Consider the following 20409-nt stretch of genomic DNA (forward strand, 5'->3'; position numbering starts at 1 on the left):
TGCGATTTATCCGATGCGGCTTTTTGCAGTCTATTTTTTACCATAGACGATCTTTTTGATGCTGTCGCAGGACAAGCAGAACCGTTCTGCCAGCTCCTGGGTGGTGAGGCCTGTGGAATACTGCTTCCTAATTTCATTATTACGGTTGGAGAGATACGTTCTGCCGCCGGAGTGCTCCCCCCATTTGGCCCGTTGCCCTTCCGGTTTAGGCACATACAGCATTCCGCCGTGCATATATTTCTGGATTTCCTTCAGTAACTTTTCCGGTAGTACAATATCTGCATTTACATATTTCATGGTAGCTCCGCTCCTTAAAATGAATGAACTTTTTAAGGTAGCAAAGTCTACTGTACAAACAACGATTCCCTATCCATGAATCAAAGCAGCGTCTTACCTTCAGCTCTATACAAACAACCGCTGTTGTTGTTCATCCGTAGACTTTGCATAGAGCTGAACCCTAATCTTCTCATCCAATACCCTCCTCTCCTTAACCCTAGGCATTATAACTGAATACCTTTTCCTTATAATACCATTGATTGGGTTATGAAAAAAAGGGTATCGTCCCCTGCTCTCAGTTCCGGGCATGCCGCTTCACAACACGCTCCCGGTAATCCTTCGGGCTTTTCCCGCTGTATTTCTTGAAGGCGCTACAGAAACCGGTGAAGCTGGAGTAGCCGGTAAACATGGCAATATCGGTCAGCTTCAGCTTATTTTCCTGCAGCAGCTGCTCGCCCTCGGCCATCCGCAGTCTTGTAACATAATCGTCCATGGGAATGCCGACATGCTGCTTGAACAGCTCCGACAAATACGTCTCATTGAAATGAAATCTCTCTGCCAGGGACGAAAGATCCTGCTCGCAGCAAAAGTGCTCCCCAATATCTTGCCGGACTGCCTCGATCATATGGCGGCCGCTGGATAAGCGGATCTTCTGCACTTCATCCATCACAAGCAGCGCCAGTTCTTCAATCTTCTCCCGTATCCCTTCACGCGACTGGTAATCGGCAATGCTAATCTGGCATTTCCATAAGTACTTCTGCACTGCAGAGCTGCCAAGCTCGAACTTTTGGGCAACCGAACTGAATACCAGAAGCAGACGCAGCGCCAGAAAGGTAAATACAAACATGGGAGCATCCCTTTCGCTGCTGAAAAGAGCATCAAGGTGCATTCGGAAGGCATTCATGTCCATATTTTCGATCACCCGGGCCAGCATCCGTTCCACCTCAGGCGTAAAAAACTGCATCAGCTCCCGCACCTGTCTGCTTTCACCTTCCGCTTCCCTGTAATTGGGACTCTGGTTCCAAGAGAGCATACACGAGGTATAAGCATTCTTTAACCGCTTCAGCCCCTTCACTTGCTCTCCAATCCCTGCTGCACATTCCAGCTTCAGATTGCTGGCAGTACTCTGCTTCAGTCCCTCTATGAACCGCTGTGCTTTATGGGCATGCTCTGGTCCTGATTTCAAAATAACGAGAAAGTACATCATCGCAGAGTTAAATTCATCTCGGAACGGATAGATTCCCTTCCACCCGGCGGACGTCTCCCGGCATATCTTCTGAAACGCCAACTTCAGCAGGTCCTTCCACTCCTGGCTGTCTGCCCCTTTTGCTGAGGGCACTTTGATCTCCAGGGCGGCAATCTGCAGCTTCAGATCATTTGCTGTCAACGGATTCAGCTGCAGTTGCTGCAGACGTTCTCTAATAACGGTCATACTGTTCCATTCATCCTTGATTAACTGCAGTAAAAAGCTCTCCTGCAGCCGCTGCAGCGCTTCATTCCCGCATGACGCTTCCGGGGCAATCCGGAAACCCAATGCTTCCCAATCCACTTTGCTGTTGATGCTGCTGTGGATTCCCTGTTCACCATCTACAAGCATGCTCTCAAATATGATCCTCACTCCTTGGTATCAGTATGGACCAATAACCTGAGATGTATTGCTGTTCCCCTGTTCAAAGAAAACAAAAAAAGGACCCCGCCGGCAACCGGCGGGGCCAAAGATTATATTAAAGGGGGGTTATGAATTCAATATATACCCGCAAGCTTAAATCCAGATGAAAGTAAGCTAAAGATTGCATTAACCCGCTTAAATTTTGAATTTCTCCACCAATCCCTGCAGTTCTTTTGCACTTTGCGTATTCTCATCGGCCATCGTTGCTTCATGCAAGGTTTTCTCTACGATATCTGCCGTTTTCTCAGCAATATCCTGCACGCCGATGGCCCCTTCATTTACAGTAGCCGCAACTTCATTAATCGCGATGGCTACGCTGGACACGGTCTCACTCAAATGGTCAGCAGCTTCCCCGAACTGATTCATTAGCTCGTCAATGGCAGAAGCGTCACTGTTATATTGCTCACTGACCTCTGCAAGACGCTCATAATCTCCCAGAACATTATGATCGATAAACTTAAGGATAGCTTCGGAATTGTCCTTCATTTGCTCTACAGAAGAATAGACATTCTTGACAACTCCTTGAATTCCTGCCGCTGTTTCGGAGGATTTCTCGGCCAGCTTGCGGATCTCACCTGCTACCACAGCGAATCCCCGCCCTGCTTCTCCGGCCCGTGCGGCCTCAATCGCAGCATTAAGTGCGAGCAGATTGGTCTGGCTGGTAATGGAGAGAATGGTTTCCGCCAGTACGTTGATTTCATGAATCGAGCCTGATTGCTCAATAGCCTTTTCCATCTCCACACGCACCGATTCATAGATCCGTTTGGCATTGTCTATAGACTCAGTGGCGTCATGCTGCAGCGCTAGCGCCCGCTCGGTAATCTGACCGGACACACCGGCACCTTCCTTTACTCGCCCTGAGATGCTACGGACATTGCTCTCGATTTCATGAATAGCTGCCGACATTTCCTGCGTGGAGGCTGCGGTTTCTTCCATCCCTGCCGACAACTGTTCTGTTGTCGCCGAATTGTCATGGGCATTTTCCCGTACGTCATTGGACAACTTCTCCAGCATCTCCGCATTGTCCAGCACCTTCGAGGAGATGGTAACCAGGCTGCCGGCCATTTCCCTCAGCACCGCCCGGGTATGGAACATCGCTTTGGCGATGGTTCCGGTTTCGTCTTTATTCTTCAACAGATACTCGTATTGCGAGTCGTATTTAAGATCCAGCTCCGCGGTGCGGTTAATCATTTCTGTCAGCTTAATGATCGGCGAAGAGATCCGGGTAGCCACAGTGATTCCCACGAGCAAGGTCAGCAGCAGACTCCCGATACCCAATAAGATAATATAGTTCGTCATATTGTCAACAGGCTTCATAATCTCGGCAAGATCACCTGTCAGCACCAGTGTCCAATTCGTTACCGGCAGAACAGTAAAGGCAGCTTTTTTCTCAGCCCCCTTGTAGGTATATTGAACGTTACCGTCAGCAACCTTCTCGCCGGCTTTGACCTTTTCTACCACTGCTTTGATCTGCGCATTCTCTATCGCTGTTCCAATCTTGGTTGCATCGGGATGAAACAGGATGTTCCCGGTCTCATCCACAAGATAAGCGTAGGAGGAAGGCGCATTGGCAACCTTGGCATCGGACAAATATTTAATGATACTGTTCGCATTGACTGCTGATGCCACGAAACCGATCATCTTGCCGCCACTGGTTACGGGATGTACAAATGCCAGAACATAGGCTCCTGTAGACTTGGATTTCAGCGTTTCACTGATTACCGGTCCGGCGGTTTTCATCACATTCTTGGTGTAGTTTCTTTCACTGAAATCTGTTCCGATCAGCTTGGTATCACTATCCGCTATGCCGATCCCCTTCATGTTGGCTACGAACATATGCTCCAGATTGCCTGCATCCTTCACCATCTTTTGAAGTTTGGTATTCACCTCAGTCTGCAGCGGGTCCCCAGTACTGGCCAAACTGCCGTTTCCAGACTTCAGCAACAGTTCAGCGATTTCCGATTCACCTGCCACAAGCTCCATATTACGCTTTTCTTTGTCAATCATTGCTTCAATGGTCTGTGCTTTGTTGGTGTTCACCTGCCCCATTGCAGTATCGGTCAGATTCAGAATGGTCTTAGTAGATTTGCTGTACGTAAAAATCCCCATTAATAACGTAGAAATCAGTGTAACGACGATCATCAAAACTGATAGCTTCATCCGAATCTTCATTTTCCTACACCCTTCCGCCCTAATCTATTGTCCAACCCAAAAGCCGTAACATTTATTACAATAATTATCGGAATCAAGACACAAATAGTTAATATTTCTTGGGGATTATTAGGGAATAATATCGTATTTTGTCGAAATTTTAGATAAAATTCTAGGTCTTTAGTCTTAAGGACACAAATCCTTTAGGAATTAAGACAGTGCAGCTTACCTATAATCTCTGGTTGAACGCAAACAAGCACCCTGGACACGGAGGTTCTCCGGCTAAGATGCTTGCAGATCACGGCGTATTCAGGCCATACTGTTGGCTATCCCTACCACAACCCAGGATAGTATCAGGATAATATTCCCCCAAAGCAGTAATTTTTTTGGAGCAGCAAACCCCATCCATTCTCCATCCTTAAGTCCCCAGGCATTACTGATGATCAAGGATAAGCCGTTAAAGGCCAGCCACCCTACCACAGCGCCAAGCGGTCCAAGCAGGGCCGTAGCTTTGGCATAGAACCCAAGCGCCAGGTACCAGACTGCTGCGGTCAGCAGGGCTTTGCCGTATGCTTTGCCTGCGCCTTTGGCGGCATAATCCCGATAGGTACGATTCTTGATCAACAGAATGACTGCATACACGAAGTTGGCAACAAAACCGCCCGAGAGCGTAATTACCCAGGAAATAAGACTGGCGCTGATTTTGGCTGTACCATGGGCTACCGCAATATCTACCGTCTGATTCGCATAGGAAAATCCGATATTCATTGCCGCTGAGCCCAATCCGGCTACAGAAGCGATAATTAGACCTTTGGTCAGCTGGCTGCCGCTGCCTGCACCTTGTCCGGAGGCAGTGATGATTTTTTCTTTTAACAATCCCGCCTTGGTAATGACCGCCACCCCAGCCAGCATAATCGCTGTACCGACCAGCAACACTGTGAAAGAGCCTGCCGCCGGAATGTTGCCGAAGATAAACAGCGGAATCAGCGACCCCAGAGATGCCGAGATCCCCATATTCACCCCGTATGTAAGTGACACCCCAATGGAGTCGATGGCTTTGCCGAACATGATGGAGCTTATGCCCCACAGGAAGCCGCAGAAGGAAGCCGTCCACAGCACATCCGAAGGGGTCTGCCGGATATAGCTTAAGAAGTCAGGGACTTCCATCCAGGTCCAGACCACCGGAATAATCAGAATCCCCACCAGGGAAAACACTGCCCAGAACGCTTCCCAGGAGAACGGCTGGTATTTCTTCATCCCCAGTCCAAAACTGCCCTGGAAGCAGCAGGCCACCAGCAGCAGTAAAAATCCGAAAATCATCTTAATGTCCTCCCCAGTCCTTGTCCCTTTATCTGTACCGATACATTTGATGATTATACATGAAAATTTTCATTTTGGGATGAAAAAAATCAGAAAAATGACCGCAGCGTATACGCCACGGTCTTGTATAGGTTTATTGCCCTGAACTTCCAGCCGCGCAGCAGCTAGAGCTGGCGGAGAACACTTCAGACACCCTGCGGGAACAAAGCATCAAGCGCCGGGCAAGGCTGTTTGTCAAGGAACTCAGACAGCGGTGCAGGCATGTTGCTGTAGAGATCCTTTAACGAGGTACCTTTATAAATATTGCCGATAATGACCGGGTGACACAGCTCGGAGATCAGAATATCCCCATTGCCGTGCAGGTGGAGCTGTTTCTTGCCTTCGATGCAGTGCGGGAAATATACCCCTGGCTGTTCCTGAAAGCCGAGCGCCTCCATAAAACGGTCCATGCAGGTAAAGTAGAGGGTGGTATCCTCTTTTTTGCGGGCAATCAGCTCACTTACGGCATTCTTCAATTGTTCGCGGGCCGCGATCGCCTTCCAGCCGGTATGGCCCATAATAATGCTGTTCTGGATTTCATGGGTTCTGACCCCCATTGCATAGACATGATCGCTGATTTCCTGCATATTGTCCTGTGTCTCGCTGAACAGCAGAGTCTCCAGCACCACATCCACACTGGTCTTGGCGAACATCGTGATGTTCTCTCTGATTTTATCGTAGATGCTGGTATGGATATTATAATAGCGCGAGAAGGCCTCGGCGGTTGTGAAATTGAAGGAAATATGTATCGTAGTCAGTCCGGCATGGACCAGCTGGCCGATCCGTTCCTCGGTCAAAAGGCTGCCGTTGGAATTCAGCTGGGTCTGAATGCCCCGGGATGCGCAGTAGCTGACAATCTCCAGGCAGTCTTGGAACTTCAGGGTCACTTCTCCGCCGGAAAGACGGACCCGCTTCAGATGGGGCAGCTCCTCCAGGATGCGGATTACTTCTTTGCCTTTGATGCTCTGTCCGTCGTTTCTGTTATATGCACAGCAGTAATCGCAGCGGAAATTGCAATTCGAGGTTACTCCAACCTCCAGCCCTTCCAGCTCATATATTAGCGGTTTGTCCAGCTCAAGTGATTTATATTTCATGCTCATGCTCAATAGTCCTCCTGAAAATAAGATGTCATCGTTGTCTGCCGGCAACCTAAAGGTTGCAAGTACTACTTAGGTGAACCTTAAAAATTATACAGGTTTGCCGCGCAGGTTAATGTGACATTTGTTGTGATGTAAAATGCAAAAAGCCACTCTAAGGTGCATGAGTGGCTTGAAGAGATTTTACGGATGCAATGGGCATGAAGCGGATTTGTGTATCCTTTACAATTCTACCGACTTCCCCATCTCGCTTAACACCGGCTGACCGATCAGACCCAGACGCCAAATGGCGATACCCTTAAGACCATAGCGTTTGGCCAGGCCAATCTTGGCATTCACCGAAGTTTCGTTCTCACTGTATACCGAAATGCCAAGAATCAGTTTGTCCTTGCTGACCTGCTGTAAGGCGAGTCGGATGGATTCATCGACCTTGTTCATCGGCTCCGGTCCGGTCTCACCCTCATAAGCATAAGCCATAATGACCAGATCGTCGGCCAGAGAGGCCAGCGTCTTGTAATCATATCCTTTGTATGAGCTGTTGAGGGGATGAAGAATAATCGTAAGCTTCAGATTCGCGGCCTTTGCTTTGGCGGACAGGTTCTTGACAAAGGTGTTGTATTGACTCTGCACAAGCGCCTTGTCCCCGGTCATGCCAAGCCCCTCCAGGTCGAGGGCAATCCCTTGAAAGCCTTTCTGCGCTGCGGTATCCACAATTCCGGCAATCGTCTGCTGCTGAAGCTGCAGATCCTCCATATTCTTAGTCAGCTCCAGCTCCTTGTCGCCTGAATATACCATCAGGTATGGAGCCGTTCCCCCGGCAGCGGCATTCTGAACAATGGATTCTGGTGTAACAGCTCCGGCAGCCTGCGGCCACCGGAACTCTGTGCCCGAGACCGTGTATTGGCCGCTGCGGTCAATCCGGCTCCAGCCAAAGGCAACGGCATCAAAATCCGGAATCAGCGACACCTCGCTGTAAGCGCCCTGCGCGTAGAAGCCAAGCGTGTATACATCCTTCTTTGGCGAGGTGATCGAGACCGTCTTTGTAGCCTGATTCCAGGTTACGCCAGCGCCGAACTGCTGACCAAAAAAGCTGAGCGGGATCATCGTGGTGCCTCGGACATTCTGGGGAGCGACGGCCAGCTTCACGGCTGCGCCGTTGACAGACGCACTTGTTTTGCCCAGAGTAAGAACGACTTTCTTGGTGCCTGAAGCATCCTTATTTGTCGCGGTAATCTGTTTGGCCGCCTGATTCCATTCCACCTTGACACCCAGCGCTTCGGATATCGCCCGGAACGGCACCATGGTGGTCCCGCTCATTACTGCCGGTTCTACCGGAAACGGTAGCGAGTATCCGTCGAGTACAATACTTACACCGCCTGCTGCGGCGTGAACTCCGTCTGTAGGAAGCGAACTAAAACCTGCCGCTGTAATCGCAGCGCACAATACTATTGTCGCTATACGCTTCATTGCTCTATTCCCCATTCTGTAGGATATGATTTCAAATCTATCAACTAGCGATACCTCTATCATTTTACCAAACCAGGTATTTATAGCAAATTAATAGATTGTAACCATAACTCCCCTTACATGAATGCGCTAAGAAAAATCCCCACTGCACGTTCCGCATCCACATCCACTGCCACCTCGATGAACTCGCCTGACTTGGGCTGAGCCCGGAGATCCGCGACCACCATACCGGCAGTATGCTCACCCTGATGCTCCACGCGCACCTTCATCTGGCGGCAGGTCAGCAGGTCCGGCTGCAGTGCAGCCATCAGCGCCAGCGGATCATGCAGCGGGGCACTGTTGATCAGATAATTGGCTTCCCGGTAAAATTTAAAATAAAACGCCAGTGACTCGTCCATAAATTGAATAATATCCCTGCAATCCTCCCGCCCGAACCGTTTGAGAAGCTCCAAATGTTCTGATGTAATGCGCGTCTTCAGCGTAACGTCCAGTCCCACCATCAGCACCGGCAGCCCTGAAGTGAATACCCGGTCAGCCGCCTCGGGGTCGCCCCAAATATTGGCTTCGGCAACAGGCGTCACATTCCCCGGCTTAAAAATCGTGCCGCCCATCACGGCTACTTTCTTCAGCTTGCCTGTAAGTTCCGGGTCAAGATCTAACGCCAGCGATAGATTCGTCAGACGTCCAAGTGTAACCAGTACAATTTCGCCGGGATGCTCATTCGCCAGCCGCACGATAAATTCTGCCGCCGTCTCGTTCACCGGACGCTGGGTTGAAGGTGGAAGCTGTACGCCGCCAATACCGTTTGCGCCATGCACATGGGTGGAGAAACCGGTAAGTTCACGGACCAATGCCTGGGAAGCGCCGATGGCAACCGGAACCTCATACCCCGGATTCGCCAGCGCCAGCAGTCTAAGGGTATTGTCCGCCGCCTGCGCAACATCAATGTTGCCAAACACTGTGGTAATGCCTTCAACCACCACGCCGGGAGTCCGCAACGCATACAGGATAGCAAGTGCATCATCAATGCCGGTATCGCAGTCTATAATCATTCGGGTTGTACTCATCTCTATGATCTCCACTCCTATGATGTATCTCTATTTGTAGAAGTCCGCCGTCCCTCCCGAACATAACCTGTTCTAAGGAGATACGGCGGACCTATGATTATCGTGTTCTTATTTTACGTAAGGTGCAGCAGCCTGACAGAAACGCTTCAGTGCTTCAGCAAGAACGGAACGCGGGCAAGCCAGATTAATCCGCAGATGGCCTTGTCCCTCTGTGCCAAATACAGAACCTTCATTAAAAGCCACCTTCGCTTCACGGTACATCAGCTTTTTCAAACCATCAGCATCCAGTCCAAGTGCGCGGCAATCGATCCACAACAGGTAAGTGGCTTCCGGAGTCATTGGCTTCACTTGAGGAAGATGCTCTCCAAGGTAACGGGTGGCATACTCCACATTTCCACTGATATGCTGCAACAGCTCATCCAGCCACTCCCCGCCTTCATTGTATGCTGCTTCTACAGCCTCTGGCGTAAAGAAAGCAGACATGTGCAGACTGAGCGTCTTAAGCTTGTACTCAAATTTCCTTCTCATTTCCAGATTGGAGGTAACGATGTATGAGGTTTGCAGTCCCGGCAGGTTAAAGGTTTTGGTAGCCGCAAGCGTAGTCAGTGTGATATTCGACAGCTCCTCAGACAAGGAGGCGAACGGAATATGCTTGTGGCCCGGCATTGCCAGATCACAATGAATTTCATCCGAGATTACCGTTACGCCGTACCGCAGGCATAGCTCCCCAAGGCGCAGAAGCTCATTCCGCTCCCACACTCTACCGCCCGGATTATGCGGACTGCACAGCAGCAGCAGCTTGGCACCGCCGATCATCAGCTCTTCGAGCTGGTCGTAATCCATAACATAATGGCCTTCTTCAAGTTTCAGCGGATTGATGGCCACCTTGCGGTCATTCATCCGGATCACATCATAAAAAGGATAATAGACCGGCGACTGCAGAATCACCTGATCTCCCGGGTTGCTGAACAGCTCTACCGAAAGGCTCAGCGATGTTACGATTCCGGGGGAATCCGTAATCCATTCCTTTTGAATCTCCCAGTCATGACGTCTGCGGTACCAGCCCGTAATCGCCTCTTTGTAAGAATCGCTCGTCACGCTGTAGCCGTATATCCCCTCCTGCACACGGCGCAGAATGGCTTCTTGTACCGCAGGGGGGCTCTCAAAGTCCATATCCGCCACCCAGAGTGGAAGAATCTCCTTGTCTCCGAACAGCTTTTCGGACTGGTCCCATTTGTATGAACGGGTATTGCGGCGGTTAATGATACGGTTAAAATCGTACTTCAACTAAAATCACCCCATCCTTTCTGCTTGTTCATTTATTGTAACATGGGGAGACACTTCCGGCACCCTGATTCAGCTTCAGGTAACCTAGTTCCTTCGATTCGGCTTCAGCTTCCCTGGCCTAAGCGTTCCAGTGACTGATTAAGGCGTACCTCCTCCAGCGGCTTCAGGACATAATCTGCCACGGCCTGATCAAAGGCCCATAATCCATGTTGTTTGCTGTCTGTGACGACTACTATCTGAATACGGGGAACCTTTTTCTTCACAAACTCCGCCAGCATCATTTCCTGCTGGCCTGGCCCCTGAAGATCCATAAACAGCACATCGGGCTGATAAAGAATAATCTTATCCACAGCCTCCTGAGGGCAGGGAGACATTCCAATCACATCGACCTTCCCCGTACGCTCAAGCATATATGAGAGCCTGTACAGATCCTTCTGGTTCACATCCAGCAAAAATGCCTTGATCATACCGTTCCCCCTCCCGCAAGCTGGTGCGCTCCAGACGCTGAAATGTAAAAAAAAGCTGCCCCCCGTTTGCATAAACGTCTGAGGGCAGCCAGTTTGATACGGTTCTGCTGCTGTCTACTCGGTCACTGCCGGCAGCAGGCTGCGTAGATCTTCGGTATTGATAACCAGATGGATATTGTTCATGGTGCGCAGTGAACCGGAGATGATTCCGGCCAGCTGGCCGTGTGCATCCATCAGCGGCCCGCCGGACATGCCGCTCGCCACCTGGGCCGTGGTCAGAATCCGGCTTCTGCCGTTAATCTGCGCATTAGGCGAATTGACAATACCTTCGGTGATAATATTCGTATTCTTCAAAGGATACCCCAATGCGAACACGGCTTCACCAGGCTTAACCGCTTCGCTCCGCACGTTCAAATACGAATATGCATTTCCTTTTAGTTTCAGGGCTGCCGGATCAGGCAGGTTCAGCAGAGCCACATCCTTTAACTCATCGTATCTGCTAACCTTGATCGGACTGATCACCGTCCCGTCTGCCAAGATCCCTTCCATCCGCTCCGCGCCTTTGACTACATGGTAGGCCGTTGCCGCCGTTCCCCCGGAAGACAGGATAATTCCCGTCCCTGTGGCGCTTGCTGTATTGTCGCTTTTCAGTACCCGCAGGTAAAATATTGCATTCTCTGCAAGCTGATACGTCTGCTCAGCGTTATTCACCAGGGGGGTGTCGGCACTGGAGGTACCGGTATAGAAGAGTATTGCAGACAGGATAGAGATGACCAGGCAGACAGCCATCCAGTTTCTTTTCATCCCCTTGTCCTCCGCTTCTGATTATTTCACTACAGACATAATGTCATTATACGCCCAGTGGGTCGCTGGCAGATCCTTGAAACGTACCGTGGTCACATTCAGCCTTTTGGCCCCGATAATACGGTTGATCATCACAACAGCCTGTGCCCGTGTAATGGAGTCGCCCGGCTTGAAGGTACCGTCCGGGAAGCCCTGAACATAACCGGCTTTGGACAGTGCATTCACATATTTCTCCGACCAATGGCCCTTCAGATCCGCCTGCTTCGTAACACCGTTCTTTGTAACATCCAGATGGAGCACGGTGGTCAAGATTTTGGAGAATTCGGCTCTTGTCAGGCCTTTCGTTCCCCCGAAGCCACCGTCCGGATATCCTTCAATGATGCCGGCAGAAGCAAAGAAAGCGGTCAGTGCCTGATTCTCGGCGGTTACATCGTTGAACAGGTTCCCTACATTCACTTCTTCCATATCAAGCAGCGGTGCCAGAGCGGCAATCGTCTCGTATCTGGTAATCGCCTTATTTGGGGCGAACATTCCGGTTGCAGGTGCAGTCATATATTTCACTTCAGACGCATCGTTCTTCAGCTTGTACTTTGCATTTTCAACCTCGTATTCAATTGTGATTACCGTATCATCCTTGTCCGTAATCATCTTGATCGTCATATTGCCTGTGATCAGTATCTCTGCGGTGTATTTCTTGCTGTTCACCGTCGGGGTACTGCCGTCCGTGGTGTAATAGATCGTCTGTCCCTCAGGCGCGGTCAGCTTCAGCTTGCTGTTCTTAGCCACTTTGACTGGCGCTTCGCTGTCCCCATTTGTAGTAGTGATGCCTGCGATCGCAGAGATAGCGGGTTCCTTCACTGGCGGAATGATGGCTCCGCCACCGCCTCCCCCCGCAAATGGCGGCGACCATAGATCATTTAATTCCTTGCTGTATTCCTTATTATCCACAATGGTAATCGCCCGGATGTTGGTTGCCGTTGTCAGAACAATCGGCCCGTTGTAACGCTGTGAATATTCCGTAGGAAGATTGCCGTCGAGTGTATAATAAATGATTCCTCCCGGCTCATTCGTGGCCAGAACCACACTCACTTGACCATAGAATACTTTGTCACCTGAGACAACAGTCGGCGCAGCAGCTGCCGGCTCAGGGAACTTAACTGCTGCTTCGTTGACCGTGATACTCCGGCTTGAGCCATTGAGTGTTGCAGTCAGCAGTGCGCTGCCGCTGGTCTGCAGCTTGCCGGAAGCTGCACTGATGACAGCTTGGGCCGGATTTGCAGTCCAGGTCAATGCCCTGCCGCTGCTAAGGGCAAAGCTCAAGTTCACACGGTTAATGAGATCCTGCGGACTCAAGATCACCGCTGCGGAACCGAGCACGCCTTCGTCCGTTCCGTCAAATGTATTGAGTACAGGATAGAAGCCTTCATGCGCTTTCCAGTGAGCCGCATCCAATACCCCCGGCAGTGACATCTTCACAAGCTCAGAGCCCGGCAATCCTTCGCTAACGGGATCGCCCGCCTTGCTCTTGCCGTCACTGTCATAGTAAGCAATATTCCGCTTCAGCATTTGCCGGTTGAAGACAGAACGGCTGATCGTGGCTCCATTATCCTTCTGGCCCGTAATACCGCCGAAGAATGCCTGCTGCGGACGGATTTCCCCATTCACAACTGCAGTAATTTCTCCTGTATTCAGGGAGGAAACAATGGAACCTTCAGTGTGATGGCCAGCGATCCCGCCGGCCCATGCCTTCAAGGTTCCGGATGCCCGGATCCGGCCTGAAGCATACGTGTTCGTCAGCTCGCCAGCATTCAGACCACTGATCCCTCCCGCTGCCGTCTGATCAGCTATTGCGCTGACATCCACATAGGACATGGAATCTGAAATTGTCCCTTGGGAAGCATTCCATCCGGCAATACCTCCTGCTGCAGGACCGGTGGTACTCACACTGCCGGCTGAAGAGGACTTATTAATAATGCCTTCGTTCGTACCGGCAATGCCTCCGGCATATCCTTTGCCTTCAATCTTAAGGTTCATGGCCCTGATGGCCGCCAGCGTTCCCTGGTTCATTCCCGCTGCACCACCCGCAGCTTCACTGCCCAGCACGCTGCCGCTGAGATTTACATTGTGAATTGACGCTCCGCTATGATTAATCCCCGCAATGATCCCGGCATCCGTGCCCGCCTCAATCCGGGCATCCGCGAAATTCACATTGGCAATTTCTCCGTAATTCTCTGAGACAAATCCGCTATACTTGTGCTCTGCCGTTCCCGCCTGCAGCCTGTATAGGGTGTGTCCCTGTCCATCCAATACTCCAATGAATCTGTCGAACGAAGTCCATGGGCTCTCCCCGAGATCCATATCGGCTGCAAGCAGCAGCTTGTTAAGTATCATACCTTCAGTAGCTGTTCTGTTATACAAGCGGTAATACGCAACACCAGTCTCATTATAGAGCAGCACTGCCCCCTTAAGCTGCTGAGGTGTGCTCAGAGTCACCGTACCATCAACTGCCTGGTCCATAAATGAAGTATCCACATCGATACTCCATTTGCCTGAAGCCAGCGGGTTCCAGGCATCTACCGGCACAGCCTCAGGTACCGCACCAGCGTTACGACCGATGGCAGGTAGCTCACTTACTTTTGGAGAGAATGTTGAACTGTTAATTTTACCATCCCGGAAATTATAACCTGCCAGCTGTCCTGCATAGACAGTCGGCCCTGTCACGTTGACAGCAATATCCGGCACATTGGCATAAACCCCAGTCAAGGCTCCATCGTTATAGCCTGCAAAGCCTCCTGTGTAGGAACGAGTGGAGGACTTGACACCCACCGTAGATATTTTCGCTTGAAGCGCAAAGGACTCACTGATCACGGCATTTCTTTCCACCGTCCCGGCAAATCCGCCGCTGCGTGTATCGAAGCCCGTATTACTGATATTGCCTGAAGCGTAGGCATCCTTGATGCTGAAATGATCTACTGAACCGGCGAAACCGCCGGTATAGGAGCCTAATTTGCCGCTTACCGTTAATGCTCCCGTAGCATAGGAACGTTCAATGTGTCCTTCGCGGGTATCCCTGTCTCCCAAAAGACCGGCAAAACCGCCCGCATAAATCGTATTGTCCTGATTCGTATCCGTAATCCGCAGCGGAATATCCGCATGAGAATTGGTGATGATCAAGTAATCCCCGAGGCCGACCAGACCACCGGCACGGGTTGCCGGTACGGATTCACCCAGGGTCAGCGCCGTGCCTACTGTGATAGCTTCTCCATCAGCAGCAGTGATTTTGCTGTAATGAATCTGGCCACCCTCTCCCCAGCCGACAATACCGCCAACATTATACTCCCTGCTGCTGTCTGCGTTCAGACTGCTCGCTGCAGAGTTGTCTACGATAATACCGCTGCTGTAGCCTGCGATTCCGCCAACATTTACAGTGTTGCCTCCAGTAACACTCAGACCGGATGCCGCTTCTGAGCGGTAGATGGAAGCATTCGTATTCTTACCCGTGATCCCTCCGGCATAGAGGTCGGCAGTATTCCCGGAGCCGGTTACGCGAATGGTTCCGGTATTTGCTTTTGCCAGATAGATCCCTCTGTACAAGGGGTAAGGTTTACCAAAATCGTAGCCTGCGTTCAGATCATCTGCCGAAAGGCTTCCGGCAATCCCGCCTACGGCAGTTTCACCATTCTTCGCCGTAACGGAAAGCTCTGCTGCTGCATTCGCATGGTAGAGCAATGTATTCACCGCATGTCCGACAATTCCGCCAGCCATATTGGCTTCGCCGGATGATTGCACAGACCCGCTGAATTCCAGATTATTCAACGCTGCATCTGAAGCTTCACCGGTAATCCCGCCAATCACAGCTTGCAGACTGCCCTCTACAGCAGATAATGCAACGCCTCTTACTTCAACTTGTTCCATATCATATATATTGCTGGCGGATACAGTCTTCGTGAGCGTCATGCCGCCAGCTGCACCGTCTTTCACGCCCACAGCACCGCCGACTGTACCGTTGCCGTTCAGCTGTATGCCAGTGCCTGGGCCTTGTACCATAACATTCGACAATACAGTCTGTGCGTCCGCGTAACCCGCCAACCCGCCGAGAACGGAGTCCAGTCCTTTGGCTTCAAGCTGACCATCTGTAAATGTTACGGTCAACTGCTTGGCACTGCCGGAAGCAAAATGTCCAATCAGTCCACCTGTGATACTATCCGCACCTGTGGATGTAATCCGGTATTTCGAGCTTACTTCCTCGTTCATTCCTGTGACATTGCCGGACTGCCGGCCGATAATCCCGCCAATGACGGCTTGATCAGCAGAACTGCCGATGCTGCCGTCCACTGACGTCAGAAGATAAGTCGATGCGGCAAGAACTTTGGTGCTGTCACTGTCTGCAGTGTAGATCAGCTCCGCCGTATTGTCGCCAATAATACCGCCGGCCAGACCGCCCGTATATAACGTTTCGATTCTACTGCCGCCATCCAGCGTCAGATGCAGTGCCGAAACCGAGCCAGTATTCTTGCCGATCATTCCGCCAACCGTCCCCCCGCTGATCTTGTTGCCGTTCAGCAGCTTCAGATCAATGTTCGATACGGTCCCTTTGTTCTGTCCGGCAATGCCTCCGGTGTATTGATTGCCTGCAATAGACAATGGCTCCAGATTCATATTCTTCACGGTGCCCTCATCTCCGATGACCCCGAACAATCCGGAATTGCTGAATACTGCCGACTGCATGGTGAGACCGTCAATCAGGTGGCGGCCTCCGTCGAGAGTTCCCTGAAAGGCATGCTCTTCCGTCTCACCAATTGGTGTCCATTGTTTGGATTGAATATGGATCGGATTCATCACGGTAATGGTTCTGCCCGCAAAATCAAACGGCTCCACACCAACAATCGTGCCATTCACAATGGAGGCCAGACCGGCAAGCTCTGCTTCGCTCGAAATCTGGAAGCCGATAGCATCCTTGTCTTTCATATACCAGTTAATGCTTGAATTCACACCGCCCCCGGCATCCCCGCCGGTATTGGCTTCGCGGTTCACTTCAGGGTACTTGTATTCCGCATTCAATGAACCGTATTTCCAGGCGCCATTGAAATCCCAGCCGGACAATCCAGGGAATACGTTTCTGTCCCGGAGTGTTTCCGAGAGAATGGTGGTCAGACGCACATGTACGTCCAGCCAGCGGTGGTTGCCTTCGGCAAAGTCAGGGAGGTCTGTGTTGATATTGAGTGCCCCGTCTTTAATATAGTAGGATTTGTAAAGGAGTTCTTTGCTGGCATTATCGTACCTTCCGGCAAAACCTCCGGCATAGGCACCACCCTTTACGATCACTTCCGCTGCAGAATAGGTATTGGAAACTTTCCCATTCGTGATTCTGCCAATCAAGCCGCCAGCATAGGAATGCTCCGCAATGGCGTTAACGCTCTTGGCCACGTAAGAGTTCTTGATGTTGCCGCCCGCATGCTCTCCTACCAGTCCCCCGACTACGGTGTATCCCCCGTTTGCAGTCACTTTGGAGGATGAGTAGGACTGTTCTACCGAACCTGCACTGTTTCTGCCGATCAGGCCTCCGAGAAGAGCGTACTGGCTGGAGTTGCCCGTCGCTTTACCGGTAATATCGATGTCTACATAGGAGCCTTTGACTTGTCCGGCATTGTCACCAACCAGCCCGCCTGCCAGTGTTCCAGCACCTTCAATCGTCATATTGGCATTGGAATACGTGTAATATAGCGTTCCAGTAGCAGTATTGCGTCCGGCCAATCCGCCAAAGATGGCATTATTGCCTTTAGAGCTCACCGGAAGCTTGTCTGTGATGCTGTTGTTGGCAATCAGGCTCCGGTTTTCACCCACCATGCCGCCGATCACGGACGATGGAGAAACGGCTGAAATACTGCCCAGAGTGCGGCTGTTCTGAATCGTACTGACGGCTGTGCCCGGATTCTGGACCGGATCCCCACCCCTCGCCTCGTTCAGGCCAACAATCCCGCCGACAATCGAACCGTCTGCTGATGCATTGGTTTTCAGACTAAGGGCTGTGATGTAGTTGTTCGCAATTACAGCTGTGTTCGTCCCTAGATTGTATCCGGTCATACCGCCTGCCTTCACGTTCGGACCGCTCAAAGTCAGGTTCAGCGATTTGCCGACCAGACGCTCCAGGCGGGATTTATCATTATAACCGACCAGTCCGCCGATAAAAGCGTCCGTTCCTTCTATTGTAGAGTTCATTAACAAATTTTCTGCATTCAGCGCTGTCGAATCTCCGCTGATGGTGCTGTTCTCCAGAGCTCCGGCCAATCCGCCGGCTTTTGCTCCTGTTCCTTTTATGGAGAAGATGACATAATCCGGCGCGATAGCCGATGCCAAAGGCTGCACAATATCTGTAGCTCTGGCAAAACCGGCAATTCCGCCTGCCTGGACATCTGTACCTGTAATGGTTATAAGCGCATTCTCACCGGCAAGCATAACCGGTGTAATCAGGCTTGCCCGATTGCCTTCGATCCCTTCGGAACGGCCCGCAATCCCGCCCGCTTCAGTACGAAGGCCGCTTGCCGTAATGACCACCGAGTGCGAGGTAGCATCAGTCAGCGTTCCAGTATTGAAACCGGTAATTCCGCCTACTGCATTATCAGTCCCTGGTGAACTGATCGTTATGTTCTCGGCCAGCACGTACGGGCTGGTTCCGTGGTTCTCACCAAAGATACCTCCGGCATAACCCTTTGAAGCCTCAGCACGAATGTCAATCCGGTTCGTATGCAGATACAGTGCGGAAGCAAGGTTGCTGCCGACAGCGCCGCCGAAGCTCAATTGGTCCGCCTTCATTTCCACTAGTATATCGCTGGCTTCTATTGCCTGTGCTGCTGTACCAATGGAAGCTGCCGTATTCAGGCGTCCAGCAATGCCGCCGAATGTATAGCCGCTTCTGGCGGCTGCGCTAATGAATCCGGTTTTGGCCGCTTTACTGTTGGTTAAGATAAGCGCCTTATCGTTCATTCCGACAATGCCCCCGGCCGTTATGTTGTCCCGGCCGTCCGGGGCAGGTGTTGCTACGGACGCTTCGAACCGCAGGCTGTTATAGTCCGTACTGTCAGGGTCCCCGGCCAAGACACCGGTGATGGTTCCTTGTGCACTTCCGGCGATTCCGCCAATGATGCCGCCCTGGGACGTAGCTCTCAGTGTCAAATGCTTCACTGTTGAATTGCTGATTGTACCCTCCAGATAACCGGCAATTCCGCCGAGCGTTCCATCGGAAGTGATCTCATTGAAATGACCCGCCGTATCACCGGCCTGTGAAGCCGCAAGGGTACCGCCGATTTCATATCCTGCAATACCGCCAGTATAGACATTTGCGGCACCGGTGACATTCATAGTACCTGCGAAGGAAGCGTGTGTGATGCTGCCTCCGGCATCATAACCGGCGATTCCCCCGGTATATACTACCGTCCCGCCGGATACCGTTATCACCGCTGTATTTTGATACGCCTCCGGTGCCGGATTATTCAGAATAAGGCCATGTGCCGCAAATCCGATATATCCGCCAGTATATATATTTTGTGATCCGGTCGCAGTGACTGGATTTGTATTCTTATATCCGGCGGCCCAGGTCAGCGGACTGTCTGCATGCCCTACAATAGCACCGGTATATACATTCGTACCGCCGTTGTTGGTTACGGGAGCAGAATGGACGAAGTTAATTGAAATATCCGGGTTCTGAACAGCTCCCACTCCGCCAATCAATCCGCCGGCATAGGAGCCTGCCGCTGCCGGGGCATTGATATTTACAGCTCCGCTGCTGGTGGTTGCGTTAGAGTACACGACCGTTCCATCCGTTTTGCCGATAATCCCTCCGGCATAGACGATATCCCCACCGGTCGCTTCAACCGCTGCACTATTGGTGATCATCGTATCCTCGTCGTTCATAATCAGAGAGCCTGAGGTATATCCGGCAATCCCTCCGGCATAGCTCGTCCCTCCCTGGCTATTAGCCAGAACCGCTCCCGAATTGGACACCTTCTTCATTTTCAGATTGCCGGGACCGCTGTAGCCAATGATTCCACCTACAGCCGAAACCCCGTTTCCTGTAATGGAAGCCTGGTTCACAGAATTAGAGACTGTTCCCGTTCCCATACCCACAATACCGCCAGTATAGGCCTTATAAGGTGAACTGATGGTTTCAATTTTCATTTTATTGGTAATATCATATACCGTGCTATTTCCAGTCATTTTGCCGACAGCTGCACCTGCATAGACATCATATGTGACGCTGGTTACGCTGATGGAACCGTTTGAATCGAATTCAAAGCCGCCCACGGTGCCGCCGTCCATATTTCCGACAAGTCCCTGATAAGACATGCCAGGCTCCACTCTCATACCGGAGAGAGTAAGCATAGCCCCGTCTTTGGAGATCAGCGTCCCGTGAAAAGGATGCTCTCCCGTCCCGATCGGCACCCACAGATGGGCGGATAAATCCAGATTCCTGTCGATCTCCAGAATTTTATTACGGAGGCCGTCAATGCTCCCATCCGGGTCTTCATTGACCAGCTTCGCCACCCCGGCCAGCTTCGCGGCCGAATCAATTTTAAACGTAGTGTAAACCGGGTTATACCAAGCCGTATCGGCCGAGCTTGTCCAGGTCTGCCCATCCGCCTTGGCCAGCAAACCGCCGGTAACGGCAGCGGCCGCCAGGATTACCAGCGCAATAGCCAGCCCGATGAATGATTTATGCTTCCTTGCCATCATGACACCACCTCTATTGTAATGGGATTCGTAAGCGT

Annotated in this window: 11 protein-coding genes; all 11 read right to left on the bottom strand. The window is 51.3% G+C overall.

Annotated features, from left to right (window positions below; genetic code table 11):
* Nucleotides 1–30: 30 nt before the first annotated feature.
* The gene (locus A3849_RS18720; protein ID WP_074112788.1) at nucleotides 31–297 is read right to left on the bottom strand and encodes a CD3324 family protein; all 267 of its coding nucleotides are present in this window, start codon (nucleotides 295–297) and stop codon (nucleotides 31–33) included.
* 274 nt (nucleotides 298–571) lie between these two features.
* The gene (locus tag A3849_RS18725; RefSeq protein WP_074112789.1) at nucleotides 572–1873 is read right to left on the bottom strand and encodes a response regulator transcription factor; all 1302 of its coding nucleotides are present in this window, start codon (nucleotides 1871–1873) and stop codon (nucleotides 572–574) included.
* 207 nt (nucleotides 1874–2080) lie between these two features.
* Entirely contained in the window at nucleotides 2081–4117 is a 2037-nt protein-coding gene (locus tag A3849_RS18730; RefSeq protein WP_074112790.1) for a methyl-accepting chemotaxis protein, read from the bottom strand.
* 288 nt (nucleotides 4118–4405) lie between these two features.
* Nucleotides 4406–5416, bottom strand: a complete 1011-nt coding sequence (locus A3849_RS18735) for an L-rhamnose/proton symporter RhaT (RefSeq protein ID WP_074112791.1) — start codon at nucleotides 5414–5416, stop codon at nucleotides 4406–4408.
* A 185-nt stretch (nucleotides 5417–5601) separates the two neighbouring features.
* Entirely contained in the window at nucleotides 5602–6561 is a 960-nt protein-coding gene (locus tag A3849_RS18740) for a radical SAM protein (protein ID WP_074112792.1), read from the bottom strand.
* Nucleotides 6562–6774: 213 nt separating this feature from the next.
* Nucleotides 6775–8019: a stalk domain-containing protein gene (locus tag A3849_RS18745; protein WP_074112793.1), complete on the bottom strand. Its 1245-nt coding sequence runs from the start codon at nucleotides 8017–8019 to the stop codon at nucleotides 6775–6777.
* Between the two features lie 116 nt (nucleotides 8020–8135).
* The gene (locus A3849_RS18750) at nucleotides 8136–9086 is read right to left on the bottom strand and encodes a nucleoside hydrolase (protein WP_074112794.1); all 951 of its coding nucleotides are present in this window, start codon (nucleotides 9084–9086) and stop codon (nucleotides 8136–8138) included.
* Nucleotides 9087–9194: 108 nt separating this feature from the next.
* Entirely contained in the window at nucleotides 9195–10373 is a 1179-nt protein-coding gene (locus tag A3849_RS18755; RefSeq protein WP_074112795.1) for a MalY/PatB family protein, read from the bottom strand.
* 104 nt (nucleotides 10374–10477) lie between these two features.
* Nucleotides 10478–10840, bottom strand: coding sequence for a LytR/AlgR family response regulator transcription factor (locus A3849_RS18760; protein ID WP_074112796.1), 363 nt, complete (start codon nucleotides 10838–10840; stop codon nucleotides 10478–10480).
* Nucleotides 10841–10954: 114 nt separating this feature from the next.
* The gene (locus tag A3849_RS18765) at nucleotides 10955–11644 is read right to left on the bottom strand and encodes a S1 family peptidase (RefSeq protein WP_074112797.1); all 690 of its coding nucleotides are present in this window, start codon (nucleotides 11642–11644) and stop codon (nucleotides 10955–10957) included.
* Between the two features lie 21 nt (nucleotides 11645–11665).
* Entirely contained in the window at nucleotides 11666–20371 is an 8706-nt protein-coding gene (locus A3849_RS18770) for a chitobiase/beta-hexosaminidase C-terminal domain-containing protein (protein ID WP_074112798.1), read from the bottom strand.
* Nucleotides 20372–20409: the final 38 nt, after the last annotated feature.

The organism is Paenibacillus sp. P46E (assembly GCF_001909095.1).
Classification (GTDB): domain Bacteria; phylum Bacillota; class Bacilli; order Paenibacillales; family Paenibacillaceae; genus Paenibacillus_AQ; species Paenibacillus_AQ helianthi.